The 21060-nt window shown below is 37.4% G+C and carries 17 protein-coding genes; 7 read left to right on the forward strand and 10 right to left on the reverse strand.

The features are described 5' to 3' along the window. Positions 1 to 7 precede the first annotated feature (7 nt). Both EHQ70_RS17090 and EHQ70_RS17100 read left to right on the forward strand, forming a co-directional pair. Positions 8 to 904 carry an ATP-binding protein gene (locus tag EHQ70_RS17090; RefSeq protein WP_135588426.1) on the forward strand — a complete coding sequence of 299 codons (897 nt, stop codon included), beginning with the start codon at positions 8 to 10 and terminating at the stop codon, positions 902 to 904. A 205-nt stretch (positions 905 to 1109) separates the two neighbouring features. Then, positions 1110 to 1736 (forward strand): hypothetical protein, encoded by a 627-nt coding sequence (locus EHQ70_RS17100; RefSeq protein WP_135588428.1) that lies wholly within the window; start codon positions 1110 to 1112, stop codon positions 1734 to 1736. Here the strand turns inward: EHQ70_RS17100 and EHQ70_RS17105 are convergent. Continuing rightward, positions 1714 to 2991: an oligosaccharide flippase family protein gene (locus EHQ70_RS17105; RefSeq protein WP_135588429.1), complete on the reverse strand. Its 1278-nt coding sequence runs from the start codon at positions 2989 to 2991 to the stop codon at positions 1714 to 1716. The genes EHQ70_RS17100 and EHQ70_RS17105 overlap by 23 nt on opposite strands. Before the next feature lie 3 nt (positions 2992 to 2994). After that, positions 2995 to 4005 (reverse strand): phosphatase PAP2 family protein, encoded by a 1011-nt coding sequence (locus EHQ70_RS17110; RefSeq protein WP_244288386.1) that lies wholly within the window; start codon positions 4003 to 4005, stop codon positions 2995 to 2997. Positions 4006 to 4076: 71 nt separating this feature from the next. Here EHQ70_RS17110 and EHQ70_RS17115 point away from each other — a divergent pair, with 71 nt between their 5' ends. The 5 genes from EHQ70_RS17115 to EHQ70_RS17135 all read left to right on the forward strand — a co-directional run bounded on the left by EHQ70_RS17115 (position 4077) and on the right by EHQ70_RS17135 (position 13178). After that, the gene (locus tag EHQ70_RS17115; protein WP_208729586.1) at positions 4077 to 4898 is read left to right on the forward strand and encodes a lysophospholipid acyltransferase family protein; all 822 of its coding nucleotides are present in this window, start codon (positions 4077 to 4079) and stop codon (positions 4896 to 4898) included. Positions 4899 to 5001: 103 nt separating this feature from the next. Next, positions 5002 to 8376 carry a methylmalonyl-CoA mutase family protein gene (locus EHQ70_RS17120; protein WP_135588432.1) on the forward strand — a complete coding sequence of 1125 codons (3375 nt, stop codon included), beginning with the start codon at positions 5002 to 5004 and terminating at the stop codon, positions 8374 to 8376. 38 nt (positions 8377 to 8414) lie between these two features. Next, positions 8415 to 10115 carry a hypothetical protein gene (locus EHQ70_RS17125; RefSeq protein WP_135588433.1) on the forward strand — a complete coding sequence of 567 codons (1701 nt, stop codon included), beginning with the start codon at positions 8415 to 8417 and terminating at the stop codon, positions 10113 to 10115. A 187-nt stretch (positions 10116 to 10302) separates the two neighbouring features. Beyond that, a complete protein-coding gene (locus EHQ70_RS17130) occupies positions 10303 to 10731 on the forward strand; it encodes a permease (protein WP_135588434.1) in 429 nt (142 codons plus the stop codon). Continuing rightward, positions 10728 to 13178: a C1 family peptidase gene (locus EHQ70_RS17135; RefSeq protein ID WP_135588435.1), complete on the forward strand. Its 2451-nt coding sequence runs from the start codon at positions 10728 to 10730 to the stop codon at positions 13176 to 13178. The genes EHQ70_RS17130 and EHQ70_RS17135 overlap by 4 nt, the downstream gene beginning before the upstream one ends. 30 nt (positions 13179 to 13208) lie before the next feature. On the opposite strand, the gene EHQ70_RS17140 is transcribed toward EHQ70_RS17135, so the two are convergent. The 8 genes from EHQ70_RS17140 to EHQ70_RS17175 all read right to left on the reverse strand — a co-directional run bounded on the left by EHQ70_RS17140 (position 13209) and on the right by EHQ70_RS17175 (position 21045). Continuing rightward, entirely contained in the window at positions 13209 to 13985 is a 777-nt protein-coding gene (locus EHQ70_RS17140) for a c-type cytochrome (RefSeq protein WP_135588552.1), read from the reverse strand. 471 nt (positions 13986 to 14456) lie between these two features. Next, positions 14457 to 15764, reverse strand: a complete 1308-nt coding sequence (locus tag EHQ70_RS17145; RefSeq protein WP_244288387.1) for an SMP-30/gluconolactonase/LRE family protein — start codon at positions 15762 to 15764, stop codon at positions 14457 to 14459. A gap of 1 nt (position 15765) precedes the next feature. Next, the gene (locus EHQ70_RS17150) at positions 15766 to 17019 is read right to left on the reverse strand and encodes an SMP-30/gluconolactonase/LRE family protein (RefSeq protein ID WP_135588436.1); all 1254 of its coding nucleotides are present in this window, start codon (positions 17017 to 17019) and stop codon (positions 15766 to 15768) included. Next, positions 17016 to 17903 carry a M24 family metallopeptidase gene (locus EHQ70_RS17155; protein WP_135588437.1) on the reverse strand — a complete coding sequence of 296 codons (888 nt, stop codon included), beginning with the start codon at positions 17901 to 17903 and terminating at the stop codon, positions 17016 to 17018. Before EHQ70_RS17155 ends, EHQ70_RS17150 begins: the two co-directional genes overlap by 4 nt. A gap of 84 nt (positions 17904 to 17987) precedes the next feature. Then, on the reverse strand, positions 17988 to 18734 hold the full coding sequence (locus EHQ70_RS17160; protein ID WP_135588554.1) for a helix-turn-helix transcriptional regulator: 747 nt from the start codon (positions 18732 to 18734) through the stop codon (positions 17988 to 17990). Positions 18735 to 18844: 110 nt separating this feature from the next. Next, positions 18845 to 19264, reverse strand: coding sequence for an iron chaperone (locus EHQ70_RS17165; protein ID WP_135588438.1), 420 nt, complete (start codon positions 19262 to 19264; stop codon positions 18845 to 18847). 12 nt (positions 19265 to 19276) lie between these two features. Next, entirely contained in the window at positions 19277 to 20668 is a 1392-nt protein-coding gene (locus tag EHQ70_RS17170; RefSeq protein WP_135588556.1) for an MATE family efflux transporter, read from the reverse strand. Next, the gene (locus EHQ70_RS17175; protein WP_135588439.1) at positions 20665 to 21045 is read right to left on the reverse strand and encodes a hypothetical protein; all 381 of its coding nucleotides are present in this window, start codon (positions 21043 to 21045) and stop codon (positions 20665 to 20667) included. The genes EHQ70_RS17170 and EHQ70_RS17175 overlap by 4 nt, the downstream gene beginning before the upstream one ends. Positions 21046 to 21060 lie beyond the last annotated feature (15 nt).

Raw genomic sequence — 21060 nt, forward strand, 5'->3', positions numbered from 1 at the left:
CTACCCTATGAAAATCCTTTTTGTTGATGACGAAGATACAATCCGCGAATTGTTCTGGGAATACTTCAAAGATGAATTTAATGTCACTCTTGCTTCTGACGGGTTAGAGGCACTTACCATTTCCAATCAACATACGTTTGATCTTATCATTTCCGATATCAGCTTACCGAAATTAAATGGAATTCAGTTCATACAAAAACTGAGAGCGGATGGAAATCAAACTCCATTTTTAGTTATCACTGGAGATAGCGACATTCAAATAGCGATTGATGTTTTTAGAATGGGAGCGGTGGATTTTTTTCTGAAACCATTTCGAATGGAAGCTCTTCGTTCTCGAATTAAAAAATTTGAAAACGCAGATATAGATCTAACACTTCTTTTTAATAGTGGTGAGATCATTCAATACAGTGATGATTCCAAAATTAAAATTCGTCCACAAATCAAAAAATTAAATTCTTATATTGCCTTTATCGTAAAACAAATAATGAATTCGCCTCTTGCCACTCATGAAGATTTAATTTCTATTAAAATCGTTTTGTATGAGTTATTGGCAAATGCCATTGAACATGGTGTTGCTGGTGTGAGTTACGCTGAAAAACAAAAATGTTTGGAAGCCAATGAGGATTATTTTAAGTTAGTGGATTCTCGTTGTGCAGAAAATAACTGCTCTATTTTTGTTGAAATTTCGATGGATGACGTTGGCATTACCATTGTCATTCGTGATGAAGGAAATGGATTTGCAGTCAGTCAAATTCCGAATCCGGTTGTGAATCCAGCTGCAAACTTAGTGAGTGGGAGAGGAATTTTTCTCGCTAAGATGAATATAGATTCAATCGTTTATAATGAAAAAGGAAACGAAGTTCGATTTTTCAAAACATGGTACAAACTCATGTTATCGAACTAGAACCGAATTCCTGAAGAAACAAAGAATCTGATGTATTCTTTTTTGGTAACAAAGTCAGCCAAAATGAAAAGTTTTCAGAACCAAGACCACCACCATCAATTTCTCTATAGAATCCAGTCCTCTTTTTGGGATTAGGATAAGATTCAGAAAAAAGTTTGAAAAAAAAGAAACTAATAGAAGGGAAACTCTCCCGATACTTGTAGAGATGAAGAAAATACTTTTGAAATACAGGCATGGATTTCTTCTCATTTTCCCTCTACTATTGGTTATTTTTTCTTATAGGGAAGCGGATACGCGTTTTTCACATGATTTGAGTCGGTTTTTTGAAAAGACAGATCATAGCAAAGAAGAAGTTGTTATCTTTGTTTATTTGACAGAAGTGGAAAAAACGGAATTTTCTGTTCGCCGAAGGAAAGAACTTTCAAGAGCAATCGTTCGATTTTCTCAAAAATTACAATTTCCAGATGGTACATTGTTAGGTGGATATCCTCCGAACTCCTCTTTGTTTTTATTGGCATGGGCAAAAACTAGATCGGAATTTCGTAAAACAAGTCCAGAAGGTTATGGAATTTTAACTTTGCCGGAACTATTTGTACGCGAATTCGAAATGTCTTCAGGAACAAAAATCAATCGTGATTACGATATTCAAAATGATTCTATCCAATTGAAGATGGTTATATTGAAACTAAAAGAATCCTTAGCAGAAGGAAAATCAGTTAAAGATTCTTATCTAAAATTGTATGGATCCAAAGTTTTTCCTAACGAGTGGGAAACCTTAGAAACAAACTATAAAAAAATATATGAGTTTGTTATTTCCGGAAATAAGCCATAAAGTAACCAGTCAAAAGTAACCAAGAAACAATTTGACCGAGAAAAAGGGAAATGGCGGCCCCATTGGCACCCCAGTCCGGTATGATCCAATAGTCAAAGATAGCACCAAAGATAAGGCGAAGAAGGGCAAGGCCCGCAAGGAGCCTTGGTAATCCCAAAGCAAACAATGCCGTTCCTAACGGAGCAAATACCAATTGAAGTAAAAAATTCGGGTATAGAATTTTAAATACGGAAATGGAGTTTGTGTATTTTGTTCCAAATAACAAGGTTAAGATGGGTTCAGCGAGTAAAATCCCCGGGGACATGACAATGGCGATCATCCCACCCAGATAAACTGATTTTTTTAATGCGTTGGGAAATTCTTCTGTTTCGGCAAGCCTTGCCAGTTTTGGGAAAATAATAGAATTAAAAGTAGCAAGGATGATCACAAATCCGCTAAACAACTGCAAGGCGGTTCCATAATCGGCAACAATTTCTGGTGGATGGAATTGGTTTAAAAAGAAAATTTCCAAACGATCCGATAAAATTGCAAATATAGATGCTCCGAAGGCCCAAAGATTAAAGAGTAACAGTTTTTTTTGATTGGTTCGGATTTCTGAGGTTTCTGCTGTAAAAGAGATTTCTTCCTTGCCAAAAAAGAAAAAGAACAGAAATAAAACGAAGATAGGTGCAATACAAAATATAGCAAGTATGTCAATATAAGTCAGCGAATGTACACTTGACTCTGAAAAATAGAATAATAATAAAAGACGAACTACATTTGGTAGTGGATTCCAAAGTGATAATGATTTGTATTTACGGTAAGAAACAAAAAGACTTTCGAAGTAGGATATAAAAGAAATGATGATCCCGCCGAATAACAATAACAATAAAACAATATAGTTTTCATCACTTGTGATATAGGCTACAAAACATACTAAGGATAAAAATAAAAAGGAATAGAACTTAATCCTGAGTGATGCGTTTAGAATTGCCCCTGGATTTTCTTTTTTTTCTGCTAAGGGAGAGATATATTTGATGAGAGCATTTGGCAGTCCAAATTCGGCAACCGCCAAAACCACGGGCAAAAATCCTAAGAAATATTGGAGTTTTCCATTTTCCGCTTTGCTTAACAAATTAACGGAATAAATCATAAACACCAAATTGGTGATAGCTGATAGAGCTTTGGAACTACTAACGAAGAAAGAGTTTTTGAGGACTCCTTCTTTTAGTAGCTCTAATTTTAAAACCTGAAATATCTTTTTTAATTTTTGCATGTATTAGTTTTGCAAAAACTTTCCTTTTTGGATTTTTTGCAGAACCAAAGGAACAAAGAAAACCAGAGCAAATCCAACAACTAAGTAACGGATGTATCTTAAAAACAAATCATCTTTCCAAATGGTTTTTTTGATCACAATTCCTGGAATCACATAAAGTAATAGAATCACTATCGCTAATACTAACAACCGAACAAGAACCGTAATCCAAAAATTCTTAAAATCTTTTGTCCCGAATGAGAAACTGAATTTAGGAAGAGACCAATCTAAAAACTCAGGTTTGCTAAATCTTGGATAAAAAAGTAAACCGAGCCAAAAACCAGCAAGAGCTCCACTGGCAGTCAGCACTCCCGACAAACTATGATGGTGTTCTACAGAAAGGAAGGGAGAATCAAGAGCAATTGGCGACAAGGTAAGGACGATTCCTAAAAGACTTAAGGTTCGATAATTATTTGTCTGTAGGAAAGTAGGAACAGAATCTTTTTTATAAAATCGATCAAGTAAAAGTAAAAGGATGAATAAGTGAACCACACCGAGTCCAAATCCTAAACTTACATCACCTAAATAATGAACTTTTAGATACATTCTTGAAAATGGCATAAAAAGAATGATGAGAACAGATAGAACCCGAAACCAAAGTTTAGGAATACGATAAGCTAACAGTCCCCAGACGACGACCGCCGAATATGCGTGACCAGATGGTAAACCAAATGCTTTTTCGTCGAAGGCTTCTGGGTAGGGGAAAGGTCTTGGGCTTTCTAAATAAAATTTTAAGATCGAAATGATCACCGCGGATGTGAGTAATCCGAGAGAAAGTTCAAAAGCGAGTTTTGGCCTGTAGTAGATGTAAACAAAGGATATGAGACCTAGGAAAAAACTACTTCCTCCCAAATAATGGCAGATGGTAGCAATGGTAAGGAAGATTCCACCGAGGGTAGGATCCCAAATATGTAGGGAATCTAGGGGGATGGGAGAAAACCAAAGGGAAGTCTGTGCGAGGAGGAGATCTTTCATAGGAATTTCCATCTAAGATGAAAATCCAACTTGATTTCATAAAGTTTTATTTTGAAATGTGTGATGTTTCTATGGATTCTAACCAAAACCCCGCTGATATACTAGAAAGTCTTTTCGTCATTCCCAGGGAAGTTCCCAAAACCATCCTTCGTAACCTCCTGGAGCTCATTTATGACGTCAAAGTGGCTGGATCTGAAAACATTCCCGAATCCGGCGGGGCTCTCATTATCTCCAATCATACCGATTATTTGGACATTCCGGTCCAAGGAGCTTTTGCCGATAGAAAGATCGTTTATTTGGGCAAATATGAACTTTTCCATCCTCAGGAAGAGATTATGGCCATCATCAATCATAAAAACTCTCCTTTCAACTACCCACCGTTAAGCCTGACAAAACCAATCGTTGAGGTTTTGGTAAACTCTCTCGGTAGTGTAGTGAAGAAAAACCTGATCAATTGGGGGAGTATGCCCATCATTCGGAATGCAGCAAAAGATTCGGAAATGGACAAACGGGCAGCCATGGATTACTACGAAAAACTGGAAACCTATATGGTGGATCTCATGAAAGAGGGGGAACTTCTTTCCATTTACCCGGAAGGATCTCGTTCCGAAACAGGGGAATTACAATCCTTTCGAGCAATGGCGGCAAAACTTGCCATCCGTGCTGGGGTTCCCATCATTCCGTCTGGAATTGTTGGTGCGACCAATATGTCAAAACCCAAGGCCTTCCTCACAGGAGACGCTTTCAAAACCAAAATTCGTTATCTTATTGGAAAACCCATCTTACCTTCGGAATTCCCAACAGGCCCCGAGAAGAAAGCTGCCAAAGAACTGACAGAAATTCTGGAAAATCGAGTGCGGGAGCTGATGAAAAAGGCGGAATCCATACTTTAATCTCGACCATTCGGGAAAATTATGACATAGTTTCCAAAGCTATGTCATTCCCGTCACATTTTCCAATTGAATCCATAGCAATCTTTTTAGAACGTTGTTCTCTATGACCACGGAAATCCTCACGTACACCCCCCAAAACAAAATTCGCTTTGTGACTGCGGCCTCCCTTTTTGATGGCCACGACGCCTCGATCAATATCATGCGGAGGATTTTGCAACAAAGTGGGGTGGAAGTGATCCACCTGGGACACAATAGGAGTGTGCAAGAGATTGTACAATGTGCCATCCAGGAAGATGTACAAGGGATTGCCATCACCAGTTACCAAGGTGGTCATGTGGAATATTTCCAATACATGATTGATCTTCTAAAAAAAGAAGGGGCAGGTCACATTCGGGTGTTTGGTGGTGGTGGCGGAACCATCCTTCCTTCGGAAATCGAAGTTTTACACAAATACGGTGTGGCACATATTTATTCTCCTGATGAAGGACGGACTCTTGGATTGCAAGGGATGATCAATGATGTGGTCAAAAAATCAGATTTCCCTACACCACTTTCATTTAACGGAGATTTGGCGTCTCAAATCCAAAATAAAAATTATTTAGCACTCGGCCAAGCCATCACACAGATGGAGTTTTCCCTTCTGCAGGAAAAAACAAACTACTCTATCAATTTAGAATTTCCACCTCCCCAAAAAAACATTCCCGTTCTTGGAATTACCGGAACAGGTGGTGCTGGTAAATCTTCTTTAACCGATGAACTGGTTCGTCGCTACCTACATGATTTTCCAAACCAAACCATTGCGATTTTGTCTGTGGATCCATCCAAACGAAAAACAGGTGGGGCACTTCTGGGAGATCGGATTCGTATGAATTCCATTTTTAATGAGAGAGTGTATATGAGATCGTTTGCGACAAGGGAAGCAAACATTGCACTCAACAGAAGTGTCAAAGGAGCCATTCAGATTTTAAAATCTGCGGGTTATGATCTGATCATTGTTGAAACTGCTGGGATCGGGCAAAGTGATTCGGAGATTACAGAAGTCGCAGATGTTTCGTTATACGTGATGACACCAGAATATGGTGCTGCTACCCAATTAGAAAAAATCGATATGATCGATTATGCGGATGTGATTTCCATCAATAAGTTTGATAAACGTGGGGCCCTTGATGCGCTTCGTGATGTTAAAAAACAATACCAAAGATCTCGTAATTTATTCAATGATCCAGTAGATGCGATGCCCGTGTACGGAACCATTGCTTCACAATTCCAAGATGCAGGAACGGATGAACTCTATGCTCATCTGATTGGAGTTGTAATTGAAAAAAACAAATTAGATTGGAAAACTAGTTCCTCTAAAAATCAAGAAGGAAGAGAGGCATCCGTTGTGCTTCCTCCTGATCGTGTTCGTTATCTAACAGAAATCAAAGAAGAAATTGATCGGAATGCCGAGTGGATCGTGAAAGAAGCGGAAGTTGCGAGATCCGCCTACCAACTGAAAGGTGCTATTTCCGTTTTATCCAAAAAAGGAAAACCAACCGGAGACTTGGAATCCGAGTACCAATTGTTATGGGATTCTTTGTCACTTGATTCGCGAAACATTTTAGATACTTGGTCTGAAAAAATCGAATCCTTTCGCAAGGAACAGTATTCCTATTTTGTTCGTGGCAAAGAAATCAAAGTAGATAACTATACGGTTTCTCTCAGCCATTTGAAAATTCCAAAAATTGCCACACCGCGTTTTGTGGATTGGGGTGATATTTTACATTGGTCTTACCAAGAAAACTTCCCTGGTTTTTTTCCTTATACGGCGGGAGTGTATCCTTACAAACGAAGTGGAGAAGATCCGACACGTATGTTTGCGGGAGAAGGTGGACCAGAAAGAACCAATCGTCGTTTTCATTATTTGAGTTCAGGAATGCCCGCCAAACGACTGTCAACTGCTTTTGACTCTGTGACTTTATATGGGGAAGATCCAGACATTCGTCCTGATATTTATGGAAAGATTGGAAATTCTGGTGTGAATGTTGCCACACTTGACGATGCTAAAAAACTTTATTCTGGTTTTGATCTTTGTGATCCTTCCACTTCTGTATCCATGACCATCAATGGACCGGCTCCGATGGTTCTTGCTTTTTTCCTAAATGCGGCCATTGACCAGGCTTGTGAAAAATACATTCGTGCGGAAGGGAAAACAGAAGAAGTTAAATCCCAAATTCAAAAAATTTACGCGGCCAAAGGACAAGTGGTTCCAAGTTTCGATGGGGCGCTTCCTGAAACTAACGATGGTTTAGGACTAATGCTTCTTGGTGTGACGGGTGATGAAGTATTACCGAAAGATGTGTATACAAATTTAAAAAAAGAAGCCCTGTCCCAAGTGCGTGGCACTGTGCAAGCGGACATTCTAAAAGAAGACCAAGCACAAAACACTTGTATTTTCTCTACTGAATTTGCTTTAAAGATGATGGGAGACATCCAACACCATTTCATCCAAAATGCAGTTCGGAATTTTTATTCTGTTTCGATCAGTGGGTATCATATAGCAGAAGCAGGTGCCAATCCGATCACTCAAGTTGCCTTTACATTAGCCAACGGATTTACTTACGTAGAATACTATTTGAGTCGCGGTATGGACATCAATGAGTTTGCTCCCAACCTATCTTTCTTTTTTTCCAATGGGATTGATCCTGAGTATTCAGTGATTGGGCGTGTGGCTCGTAGGATTTGGGCCAAAGCGATGAAGTTCAAATATAGAGCCAATGAACGTTCCCAAATGTTAAAGTACCATATCCAAACATCGGGTCGGTCTTTACACTCTCAAGAAATTGATTTTAATGATATCCGGACCACATTACAAGCTTTATATGCAATTTACGACAATTGTAATTCCCTTCATACAAATGCTTATGATGAAGCCATCACAACACCAACGGAAGAATCGGTTCGACGTGCCGTTGCCATCCAACTCATTATCAATAGGGAGCTTGGTCTTGCCAAAAATGAAAATCCATTACAAGGTGCCTTTATCATTGAAGAACTTACCAATTTAGTCGAAGAAGCCATCTTAACAGAATTCAACCGACTGACCGAAAGGGGTGGGGTACTTGGTGCGATGGAAAGGATGTACCAAAGGAATAAAATCCAAGAAGAGTCCCTCCATTATGAAACCCTAAAACATACTGGTGAATACCCGATCATTGGTGTGAATACATTTCTCAACCGCAACGGATCGCCAACAGTAATTCCAGGTGAAGTCATTCGTTCGACAGATGAGGAGAAAAGGCAACAAATTGGAAATTTGAAGGCGTTTCAAAAACGAAATGAAGGCAAAACAGAAATTGCCATTACAAAATTAAAACAAGTGGCTCGTGCGAAAGAAAATATCTTTCAAGAGTTATTGGAAACAGTGAAAGTGGCGTCCTTAGGGCAAATCTCCCATGCTTTGTACGAAGTGGGAGGTCAGTACCGCCGCAACATGTAAACAAAGGAAAGGGTAGAGTTCCTACCCTTGGTGACTTTATGATTTCTTGGGATTTGATTAAAAAACACAAACTTGGAATTCCTCTACTTTGGGACATTACCATGGTCTTTGTTGTCCTTGGGAACTTGGCGCTTATCATTTTTGATTTGAGTTATTTGAGTTTACGGCCGTTTTACTTTCATAAGTTTCCAGAAATACTAAAACTATACGACAAACCAATTTTAGGAATCGAAACTCATAGAACAACATCAGCTTATACTGATTTGGTGGATGATTTAAAATATCTCACTCAATTACGAGATGATGGTTTTAGAGAAAACCAAAGAAAAATCACCAGAGAAGAAATTTACAAGACATTAACTTCTTTGAAATCACAAGTTTCCAATGAGAAGTTTGATTCCCTATACGCTAACTTTGAGTCTGCGATTCAAATTGAAGATGTTCAAATTCGTCGAAAAAAAGTCGAAGAGATACTATTACAAGTCAATGATTTTGTTAGTGTTTTGGAAGAGACAGATGAAATCACAAAACTCAGCGAACTATCTGAAAAATATGCTTTTATCAATCGGTTGAGTGTTGAGACAAACGAATCGAAAGAAATTCTATCCATTTTTCAAAAGATGGACAAACGGATGTTGGAAATTGTAGAATCCAATCCATTTGCCATGTCAGGGCAAACTCATTTTTTATCGGAGATCCAAACGACGATCAAAAACGAATACCAAACCCATAAAACGAAAGCAAGAGATATCAAATTAAGACAAGAACTGGATCCCGTATTGAATCGAGATCGAATTCCATCCACTGTTGTGGCGTTTGCTTGGTTTTGGCGGGATCAAAACAGGTCATTAGAACAAAAAATTGAATTTTTTAATTCTAATTTTCGAGAGTATTTTGCTCTGAATTATTACCGAACCATTGCATCGGATGGAAATTTAACTAACAACTATTTATTGTTAGATGCTCCATTTTTATTTTTCTTTTTGGCTGAATTCATTATTAGTTGGCTGATTGCCATTCGAAACAAATCCTATATCGCTTGGTTTTTGTATCCTATTTACCATTGGTATGATGTACTTGGACTCATTCCGATTGCTACTTTCCGTTTTTTCCGTTTGGTTCGGGTGTATAAAATTTATCTGATGTTACAAACCAATCAATTTACTCGCATTTTAGGAAATGATTTGATCAGTAAAACTTTGCGGTATTATTCCAATATCATCAAAGAGGAAATTTCTGATATTGTTACGATTCAAATTTTGACAGAAACTCAGAATGAAGTAAAATCTGGAAACTCACTTGATCAACTAGTGAATGCCATTGATCAAAACAGAGATGAATTAAAAAAGGTGGCAATCAAAAATATTGCCAAGTCGGCTCAGAATCCAAACTTACAAGCGTTAATTCAAAATTTGGTGACAGAAATTTCCGAACGTGTTTCTGCAAATATGAAACCTATATCTTTGCTTCCAAAGGACATGCAAGCCAATCTCACGAAACAAATTAGTTTAACAATTTATACTGCGATATCACAAGCAACTGTAGCAATGGCAACTGATCCTTCAGGAAGAAAGTCGATTGAGAACTTAATTGATTATATCATTGATGAGATGATTGTTTTTGCACAAGATCCAGATATGGTAAAACTCAATACGAACATTACTGTTGCTCTAATTGAAAATATGAAAAAATCAATTGGTGAAAAAAAATGGCTGAAGGCAGAAATTGGAAATAGTTAACATAAGAAGTTAAACATATTCGTAATTCTTTCGAACACTGTTTTTTCTTTGAAAAAAGTCTTGTTTTCTTTCGAAAACAAGATGTGATCGATCCACTTTGAATTCTTATTTTCGATTTTTTCTTCTTTGTTTCGTTTTGATTCCAGGACTTATACTAGTCGCCCAACCTAAAGCTACAAAAAAACAAATGAAGGGATGGGATCTTAAGGATCAAAAAGGAAATTGGAAACCTCTGGAACTTATTTGGGAAGAAAGTTCAGGAGCCGTTGCCCCAGAATTTCGGTATGGGAAATACTACCGATTGGTAACGAGCAAAAATAAAATTTCACTCACTCGGAAACAATCCCGCGCAGGAAAACAGATACTCAATGAAACAAAAGAAATATCTGCTTCCAACTATGAATCCTGGATGCAAAAACTTTATAAAACAGGAATTGATTCATTAACGATCGAACCTTCTCCTGAGGAAAAAGTTACTGGAGTCAGTTATAACTTCGTTTCTTTTCAATTTACTTCCACCAAATCAAAGTTTTATTATATGTTAGAAGATAAAAAAAATCCAAGTTGGAAACAAAAAAATAGTATCATAGAAATGATTGAGAGGATGAAGCCATGAGTTTAAATCAAAATTGGAAAGTAATAGGATTATTCCTTTTATTTACGAGTGCAGTTCTTGCGGAAGAATTTGATCCGAGTAGTGTTCGTTCTCCTGGATGTAAACCAGGAACGTTCTCTTGTGGTTATATTCCGAGTTCAAAAGAAATTCAAGATAGTATTCCGCTCAAAAGAGATTTTAATTCCTTTGATGAGTTACCAAAATCTGTAGATTTATCTTCTATGATGCCACCTGTTGGGAACCAAGGTAGACAAAATAGTTGTGTTGCATGGGCCAGTGGTTATGCGATCAAATCTTATTTATTAAAAAACAAAGGACAGGCTTCAGAATATGATCCACCTTTTGCTGGCGGAAAGGGAAACTTCGTTTTTTCACCTGCTTTTATTTATAACCAACAGAATGGCGGAGAAGACAAAGGTTTATATTATTATAAAACAATGGAATTTTTAAAGTCTAATGGTGCCGCTCCGTGGAGTAGTATGCCTTATTCTGATAAAGATTATCTCACACAACCTTCTCCAGGTTCTAAAAAAGAAGCTCTAAAATACAAAATTAAATCATTCTCTAGATTAAATTATAAAAATCCTGATGAGATAAAACGAGTATTAGCTGGTAAAAATGTTGTACTGGTCGGAATGATTATTGATGATGCTTTTTATAAATTAAAAGGTTCTGCTATTTATGATGAGAATGGTGGGCAAAGTTATGGTGGTCACGCTATGACTATTGTTGGTTATGATGATAACAAAAAATCGAAGTCAGGAAAAAAAGGAGCCTTTAAATTACAAAACTCTTGGGGAACCAATTGGGGAGACAAAGGATTTGGTTGGGTATCCTATTCTATCCTTGCAAAAGTAGGTCAAGAAACCTATGCCATTATTGACGAACCAGCTCCACAAAATACGCCGACAGTCAATGTAACTCCAACAAAAAAACCAATTGCACCTCCAGCAGAAATTAAAGCATCAAAAGGTGAGTTCGACACAAAAATTGTCTTAACTTGGGCTCAACAGGATTTGGCTGTTGCTTATTTGATTCAAAGAAAAGAAGAATCAGAATTTTATGATCTTGCCTATTCAGATAAACCAAGTTTTACTGATATCTCTGTTTCACCTAACTCTGCTTATGTATATCGTATTCTTTCTGTTGGAACAGAAGAAGTTTCTGTCGCATCTTTGGATGTAGAAGGATTTACGGCAGCAGAACCAAATTCCAATGGAAACATTGGGCAGGTAGTGGGACTCACTGGTGTGGTTTATATGAGTGGATCGACACCGAATGTGGAGCTGAGTTGGTCCGCGTTGGATGGGGCGACAAGTTACTCAATTGTTCGGACTGATTCTTCTCTGAAATGGAAAACAATAGGGACAAGTAAATTACCAAGTTTTACCGATCCTTCTCCCAAAGTTGGTGAATCAAATTTTTATCGAGTGGTTGCTTTGATGCAGTCCAAACCAGTTGGTGATTGGAGTGAATCTGTAGTGATCGATGTTGCGGACCAAAATTTATTACCGAATCAGGTGAGTATATTAACGGCAACTAATGGAGATTATTCGAATAAAATTGTTTTGAATTGGAATGCAGCTCCAGGTGCTAAGGTATATTTTTTATACCGGTTTGATGAAAGAGCGGAACCTTCTGGTCAATTTGAAATCTCTGGAACTAGTTATACGGATACTGATGTATCGATTCAAAATGGAAAACAATATTTATATACAATCATTTCTGCTAATGATTTGGGTTATGCAGAGCCAAGTGAAGTTGCCATTGGAAAAACAGATCCTGCCCTGACAAAAAGAGCAGGTGGTGTGACTTTGGCTCCTCCAAAACAATTGGTTTCAAATGCAGTCGGTAAGGATAAACTTGTCACTTTGAAATGGGAATCTGTGAAAGATAGTTTTGAATACTATATTTATCGCAAACAAATGAAAGGTGGTGGAAAGTTAGGAAAACTAGAATTTGTGACCGGAGTAGATTCTAAAAAAAATTCCTATAGCGAAACCTTTCCTGGAAATTCAGGAGATTTGTTTTTATATTCGGTTCGCTCAAAATCAGAGTTTGGATCTGAGTCGAAGGATTCCAATTTTGTTTCTGTATTTTGGAACGAACCAAAAGTCCAAGTGAAAAAAAGAGCTATGTCTTTAGAAGAATTACCATCTACCTTTGTTGGGACATGGTCTTCTATGTATTGGAATCCAAAATCAGGGCCACAAACTGTTTTAGTAGAAATTTTAGGAAATGGACAAGACTTTACCGCAATATTAAAGTTAAATGATAAAGAGATCAAACAATTTAAAGGATCGTGGACGCCCGGTAGTCATTCTTTAAAAACAAATGGATTTATGTTTGAATTATCGAATTCATTGGAAGGTAATTCTTTGGCTCAGTTCCAATCCATCAAAGATATTGAGAATGGAACAGAACTGAGTTTTACCAAAGAAAAATAATTTAGATTTGTATTTGGTTAGAATGAAATACTAAATTGTTTGTAAATACAGCCAAAGTGCTTTGAGTTCTGTGTCCGTTAGTTGACCCAAACTTTGCCAAGGCATTGGAAATTTCATCTCTGAACCATCTGGACGTTTTCCTGTTCTGATGGTTTGGATGAAATTAGATTCCGTATAATTTGTTAAACCAATTTTACTGATATCTTGTGCTTGAGGCCATTCCGGTGGTGCACCTTGGATCGGACCTCCTTTTAAGTTAAATCCATGACAACCGGTACAAGTTGACGCAACATATTTTCCATATTCCAAAGAAACAGAAGGTTTAATATTTGTTAAGTGAACTGTCTCGTGGTTGATGATTTCAGCGGAAACAAAGATTGGAATTTCTCCAATCAAATATAAAAATCTTCCCAAGAGGCCTGGTTTGATGTCTCCTTTTGGTTTGTCTACGGCAGGAGTGGAACGTAAATAGGAAATCAATTTGCCAATGTCTTCGTTGGTCATTCCGTGAAAATCGGTGGAAGGCATAAAGATTAAAGCTTTACCATTTTTGCCGACACCATGTCGGATGGAAATGGCAAGTTCTTCATCAGATCTGTTTGATAAAACTCCCCCTTTACCCGATGTTAGGTTTGATCCAGAAAGAGTTCCGATTGCCGGATCATCAATAAATGTTTTTCCGCTTCCATCTACATCATGGCAATCACCACATCCTCTTGATTGATAGAGACGTTTTCCTTCCGCTATGTCAACTGGTTTGGAAAATTTAGGAATGGGAACAGATTTTACTTCATAGGTTTTGTTCATACGTACTGAACTGATCGCAAAGATTGTAGCGACTAACAGTACGACTATGCCCAATAAAGATAGGAAGGTGAAAAGAAAGATACGGGAAATTTTTTTCATAGGTGGAGGAATTAGAATCGAAATAAGAATTTGGTCAAGTGGGATTTTGGTGGGTTGCGAGGGGGGTGGATGTACAGGATTGGATATCAGTATCCCCGCCCGATTAGAGGGTGGGGAACTAGACCCGCCTCCCAATGAGTTCCAAATATCATATTTTCCAGAAAAAGGAAATTTCTTTCCAAAGCCTAAAAATTTTTAGTTTGGGAAAGTTCATATTTCTCTCTGTTTTCATCGTGTTTGTATTGGGATTTTTTCCCGCCACCGATCGCAGTGGAAATCCTTTCCCGAAGGGAAAGATTGGAACGGAGAGCGGGATCGCTTTTTAGTTTTGATTAGCGTTTCAGAATTAATTGCGAGGCACAAAAATATCAACTATAGATTGTTAGGGTATGGCATCGTGACAAATCCTTTGAAGCCATCTTGGTAAACGGCTAGGTATAGTTTTTCTTTTCCTGGCACAACAACGATGATATAAGAAAATAAACTTCCGTCGTGGACTGAATAGTATATCGGATTTGTACCGTTAGGTGACAGTGCGATGATACTTGTTTTTTTTGATACGGGTTGTAGTTTTTCAGGGATGTAGAGAACGAGACGTTTCCAAAATGGATGTTTGTGTAACCAAGTAATGAGTTTGGATCTTTCTACGGGGATGGCAATCCAAATCCGTCCACTTGGATCTCTATCCATACCATCGGGAAATCCAGGAAGGCCTTCGATGACTAGTTCGTCTTTTCCAGATTTATCGCCAGTTAGGTGTAATCGAATGAGTCTGGATTTTGAGAGTTCATTCAGTAAGATAGAGGATTCTTGTTCGCTTTCTTTTTGCGAGTATTCCAATAAAATTCCATCTAAGTAAGTATACTGGTGTGCGATCAAACTTGCGGTGTTATCTTTTAAATCATATTTCCAAAGATGTCCATTTCGTCCTAATGTGAGAACTTCTTGTTTTGATTGTATACTCACGCCAAGGATTGCATTTGGATGGTCGTAGGGTTCTGTGAAATAGATTCTTTCTCCGTCTTTACTAATCGCCAAGTCGTCTGCTTTTTCCACATTGCGGCTGTTAGTATTATTTAACTCGCTGATTGGAATTTTAGTTTCTTTGCCTTTGGAATAAAAAATACCAATTTGATCATTGGATGGTTCTTTTGTTTTGTCCACAAGGGGAACTCGTGTGCCAATTTTACGAATTTGTTTTGTGGAGATAGTGAGTTCGTAAATCCCAGGTGTTTCGTTGAGGTTACTTTCATGTTGTTTTCCACGTGACAAACACATATAAATGATATCTTGATTTTTTGGATGAAACACCATACCACCAGGTAGAAGCGGAGTTTTCACAAATGGTTCCGCTAGGTTAGTGGTTAGATCAACTTTCCAAATCCATCCATCAATGGAAGCGACAAAGGCTCTACCTAAATCTTCCTGGAGAAGGATTTCATCTTGCGCCGGTAAATTTGATCCACTAATCGTTACATTTTGTTTGATGGGATCACCTTCGGATTTGATTGATTCTATGGAAGGATTGTAAGGAAGATCAACAGGGCCTTTGATTTGATTTTTAAAATATTCTTCTGGTGTTCTGCAAGATAATAAAATCAAAGATACAAAGAATATAACTATCGGACTTGAGTTTCGATAGTTATGGAATGAAGGAGAGTTTATAATATTTTTTTTCATTTTACTTTTCACCTAACTTTAAACTATCGGTAGGGATGGAATATAATCCTCTAGAGGTTGTGTCAAAGGATGGAAAATAAAGAAAATTCAAATTGGGAACTGCCACGGAGATATCTTTGATTTTGGAACCATCATGCATTGAATAATATAGAGCTTTTTTACCGGATGGATCAAGTAGTAGAATCCCTGTTTTTTTGGCGATGGGAAGGATTCGTTGGGGAATCGATAATAACAATGGTTTTAGCCACGGGTTGTTATGAACAAAATTAATAAGACCCGAACGAGGTTTGATGATCCCAACCCAAATTCTACCTAATGAATCTCGTTCTAAACCATCCGCAAGTCCCGGAAGATTTTCGAATAAAATTTCAAACGTTCCTTCTTGTTTGCCACTGATGTTTGCTTTGATGATTCTGAACTTTGTTGTTTCCGTGATGATGACTGATTCTTCTTTAGAAGAGGAATGATCGGCAATGATGATGCCATCAACAAAAGTAAATCCACTCATGATGAGAGAAACTGTATTTTGTTTTCTATCATACATCCAAAGTTTGCCATGAGGATAAAGTCCAATTGCCTCGGGAACGGCACCACTTCCCATTGCTGCGTTAGGTCTTTCAAATGGTTCTGAAATATAAATTCGATTTCCATCTTTAGATACGGCGAGATCATTACATAAGGAGAAGGTTCTTGAATTGGATTCGTTTAAATTTCGAAGAGAGAACGTAGGTCTTTTTGCTTCTGGATAAACTGTTTCAAAATCTGATTTTTCTAAATTAGGTAGGTTGAGTAAAAGCGGAACCACTGATTTTGTTTTGATATTAATTTCATATAAACCAACGCGATTGGTTGCATCATAATTAACTCCACCAAGTCTTGAAGCACAAGCGAGTATGGATTCATTGGATTTGTTTGAAAATTGTAAGCCCGCTGGATTCACGGGAGGTTTTACCCAAGCTTCTGCTGATTTTGTTTTGAAATCTAATTTCCAAATCCATCCATCCATTCCGGAAGCATAAGCAATTTGATTTTTGTTATCGAAGATAAGATCGTCATGACCAGGTAACTCAGGAAAGTCGATTTTTAAATGGTTCAAAAAAGGATCTGGTTGGTTTACTTCTAGAATTGAATCAGGAACTTTTCCTAGTTTATAGGCTTCTCCAATTTTGATATTACCGGAATTACATCCAATGAATAGAAAAAAGATAATTGAATAGATAGAGTAAATAGAGTTTATAGAAAATAAAAATTTCATATTGTTTCCTTTTGTGTTTTGTATTTGTTTACATGTGGGACATCGTTGTCTAACCAATAGGCTTTGTCTTTTTCCACTACTAAGATTTCTTCAAATTTAAAACCAGTTTTTCCTCTTCCTAAATGTGGTTCGATAGCCCAAAGTCCAACTTTATCTCCTTCATGGTCAGGAGTTAAGAGTTCTGGTAAAACTTTGTGTGATAAAAATTCGTAAGATCCTTGTAAGCTAAACCAACTTGCAAAACTAATTGGCAACAAAGGAAAGGAAATATTGGGAAGGTTTACTTTATAAACACGATGGCCTAGTACTGCAAAAGGATACAATGCATGTACATTATCGAATCCGGCATTTTTTGCATCGGAATCAATTTTCCACCAAATTTCAGAAGGAGTCATAGGTGAACTAAAATAGTTTGGAATTTCTTTTCGAAGTTGTAATAGATAATCCATACCTTTATCGAGTTCAGAATTTTTGATTAGCGATGATGAATATCCAATATCACCTATGTAACCATCTACCACAGGTGAAACATCTAGAATAAAAGATTCTTCTTCCTTTAAGATTTTTTTGCCAGGATGGAATTGAGTGAAACGTTTGTATCCATCGAATCTTGCGTGTTCGCCGAACCAAGCAAAAGGTCTATGTAAAAATACTTTAACCCCATGATCCCGTAAAAATTCATCCATACGTTTTGCGGTTTGTTTTTCTGTCCAACCAGGAACTAATTCTTTTTCAACTGTGGTAACACAATCATAAGCAAGTCTTTGAGCTTTTAAAAAGCCGGCTTTCTGTTCTGGTGTAGGAATTCTGATTGATTCAGAATTTAATTTTGAAAATTTCGAGGAGAGTTTGGAAAACAATCCTTTTTCTTGGGTTAAGGGCATTGGTTTTTCTTTTCCTTGGTAGAAAAAGAGAATAACAAATTATAAATATCTCTGCTTGAATGATTCCGGTATTATTAAAAATTATTAAAGAATTTCGTTTGGTTCACAGAAGCGAACTTCTGCTGTTTTGAGATGTCCAAAAAATAAAGAAGGGATAAATCCAAAATTTTCTTTGAATGTTCTAGAAAAATGAGCCGAATCGGAAAAACCTGCTGCATGAGCCGCGTCAGTCAGATTATTGCCTGCTTTTAATTCTTTGACTGCTCGTAGAATTCTCACCCATAACAAATATCTTCGCAGTGGAATACCTAAGTTTTCTTTAAACAATCGAATCAATCTATCTTCTGAAATGGAAAAGTCTTTTCCAATTTCTTTCATCCGAATGCTATTCGGAATTTCCATTCTAATTTTTTGAGCAATTTTTTGAATTCTTGGATCAATACTTGTTTCTAAGGTATCAAATGGATAAACCGTACGAAGTAAATTTAATTGAAGTTTGGTGGCTTCGGTATCATTTAAATCACCATAATACAGTGCTTTAAGAGAATCCATTAAGGGTAAAAAATTTTGGATGTCTAAACGTTTGACTTCACCTGAAGATATATGTTTTGAGATAGAACCAAATTCGTAAGTTTCTGGATCTATCAGTAGTGCCACCATTTCAACCCCAGGAGAAATGGTTCGATGATGAGTGTTGGGGCCAACAAGTGCGACTCGGTAAAATTGTTTACCCAAATCTGTTTCGATCATGATTTCTTTTTCGAGTGAAATGGCGAGTGTGGCAGCATAATGGGAATGAAAATCAGTCTGCATGTTGTTTGTTGCAAACATCACACGACTATTCCATAAATAAAGTATGCTTTTGTTTTCAGACTCCATTTCGAATCCCCGTGTTTAAAAAAGAAAGTAGTAACAGCGCAAAACTAATAACTCATCTTTCATCATTTTTTCGAGATCGTTTTTTGGGGATGGGTAGTCTTTTTTTTTTGAGCTTTTTTCTTAGTTTTTTCTAAATTCTCAGCAACTCTAAATTTAACAATTTTTTTGATCAAAACATAGGGAATCGGTTCACTTAACGGAAATTGAATGGAGCCTTTTCCAAATTTATATTTTGAAATTTCTTTTTGGAAGGCAATGTTCCCTGAAGGAAGAGCATAAAATCCTATATGTTTTGCATATGCTGCAAAATGAACCAAATTTCCATTCAACGCAAATGTTGGCATTGCGTAACTGATGATTTCCTTTGCTTCTGGTGCTTCTTTTTGAATTGTACTTCGAATTTTCTGAAGGATGTTTTGAACATCCTTCGGAAAATTTTCTATATATTCATCGATTGATTTAGGAATCTTAGTCGATTTCATACTGAATCAGTTTTAAACCTTGGCTTGTTTCCAACTTCCCTTAGTGAACAACCAAAGCGTAAATATACCAACAGAAGTTTCTGAAATCATTATCGCCCAGAAAACTCCAGTGGGACCAAATGCTAAATGTTTTCCTAATATATAAGCCAAAGGGATTTGAATGATCCAAAAGAAAACTACGTTGATTTTTGTGGGAGTGATGGTATCACCTGCACCATTAAATGCCTGTCCAGCTGCCATCCACCAAGCGTAAATAAAATACGAATAGGATACAATTTGTAACCATTCTCCACCAATGTGAATTACTTCTTTATCATCGGTAAAGATCGCAATTAAATTTTCACCGTAGAAGTAATACACTATCGCAACAATGATCAAATAACCCATGTTACAGAATCCTGTAAACCATACTGATTGTTCCGCCCGTTCTGGTTTTCCAGCTCCAAGGTTTTGGCCCACTAAGGTTGCCACTGCATTGGACATCCCCCAGGAAGGCATCATGGTAAACATCATGGTTCTCATTGCGATGGTGGCTCCAGCAACGGTTTGGCTTCCAAACTCGGAAAGGATTCTCATGATAAAAATCCAAGATGTCATTCCCACAATCATTTGGCCAATTCCACCAAGAGAAGTTTTTAATAAACCTTGGATTGTCTCCCATTCAATTTTTAGATGAGACTTGAGAATTCGAATGTGTTTTCCACCTTGGAATAATAACCATAATTGAAACAATACACCAATCCCACGTCCTAAGTTTGTGGCAATGGCTGCACCTGTGATTCCGTACGCAGGAATGGGTCCCCACCCAAAAATTAAAATAGGATCTAAAACGATATTTAATCCATTGGAAATCCATAATACTCTCATGGAGATTGCTGCATCACCGGCCCCACGAAAAACTGCGTTGATCAAAAAGAGTAATACGATTACGATATTCCCACCTAACATCCATTGCATATAGTGGTAACCTTCTGTCAGTACCCATTCATCTCCACCCATCAGTGCCAAAAGTTCTTTAGAGAAAAAGATACCTGCAATGGCAAAAGGAATGGAAGCAAGGATCGCGATCCAAATGGATTGAACTGCAGCAACTCCTGCTTTATCTTTTTCTTTTTCACCAATCCTTCTTGCAACAACTGCCGTGACAGAAAAAGAAAGACCCATTGCTACTGAATACAATAGAAATAAATAAGTTTCCGTAAGACCAACGGTTGCAACTGCGGAAGCACCTAGAGCACTCACAAAGTATATATCGACAACAGCAAATACAGATTCTAATACAAGTTCCAATACCATCGGAACTGAAAGGAGAAATAGGGCCTTACGAATGCTGACTTCAGTATAGTCTTCTTCTGAACCGGCGAGGGCTTTTTTTAAATCATTCCATAAACTAGCGCTTGTCATTTTGAACTTTCCTGCCATAGATAAATTTTACCACCTAAGTAAGCAATTGGCGGTGTCAGTACAACTAAAGACCAAGCATACCACCATGGTCCAAGATGTCCTGCGAAGATAACACCGGCAATACCGAGCACCAAACCAATCCCACCCAAAATATATGAATGTAACATTGGATTTTTTGGTGCTAATCTTGCTGTTAAGTAACATCCCAAAATACTAAAAACGATACGATAACCTAAAACAAATAAAACTATTGGAGTTGATACAAACAAATTATCGTAAGGAAGAACTCCTGAAACTTTTAAAATCGTATCGACCAAAATAGAGAGAATCACGTTGGATAATAATCCAACAATGACTGCGATAGAACTTTTTAACATATTGATAAATTTCCT

Origin of the sequence: Leptospira congkakensis (assembly GCF_004770265.1) — a bacterium.
In the GTDB taxonomy this organism is placed as follows: Bacteria; Spirochaetota; Leptospiria; order Leptospirales; family Leptospiraceae; genus Leptospira_A; species Leptospira_A congkakensis.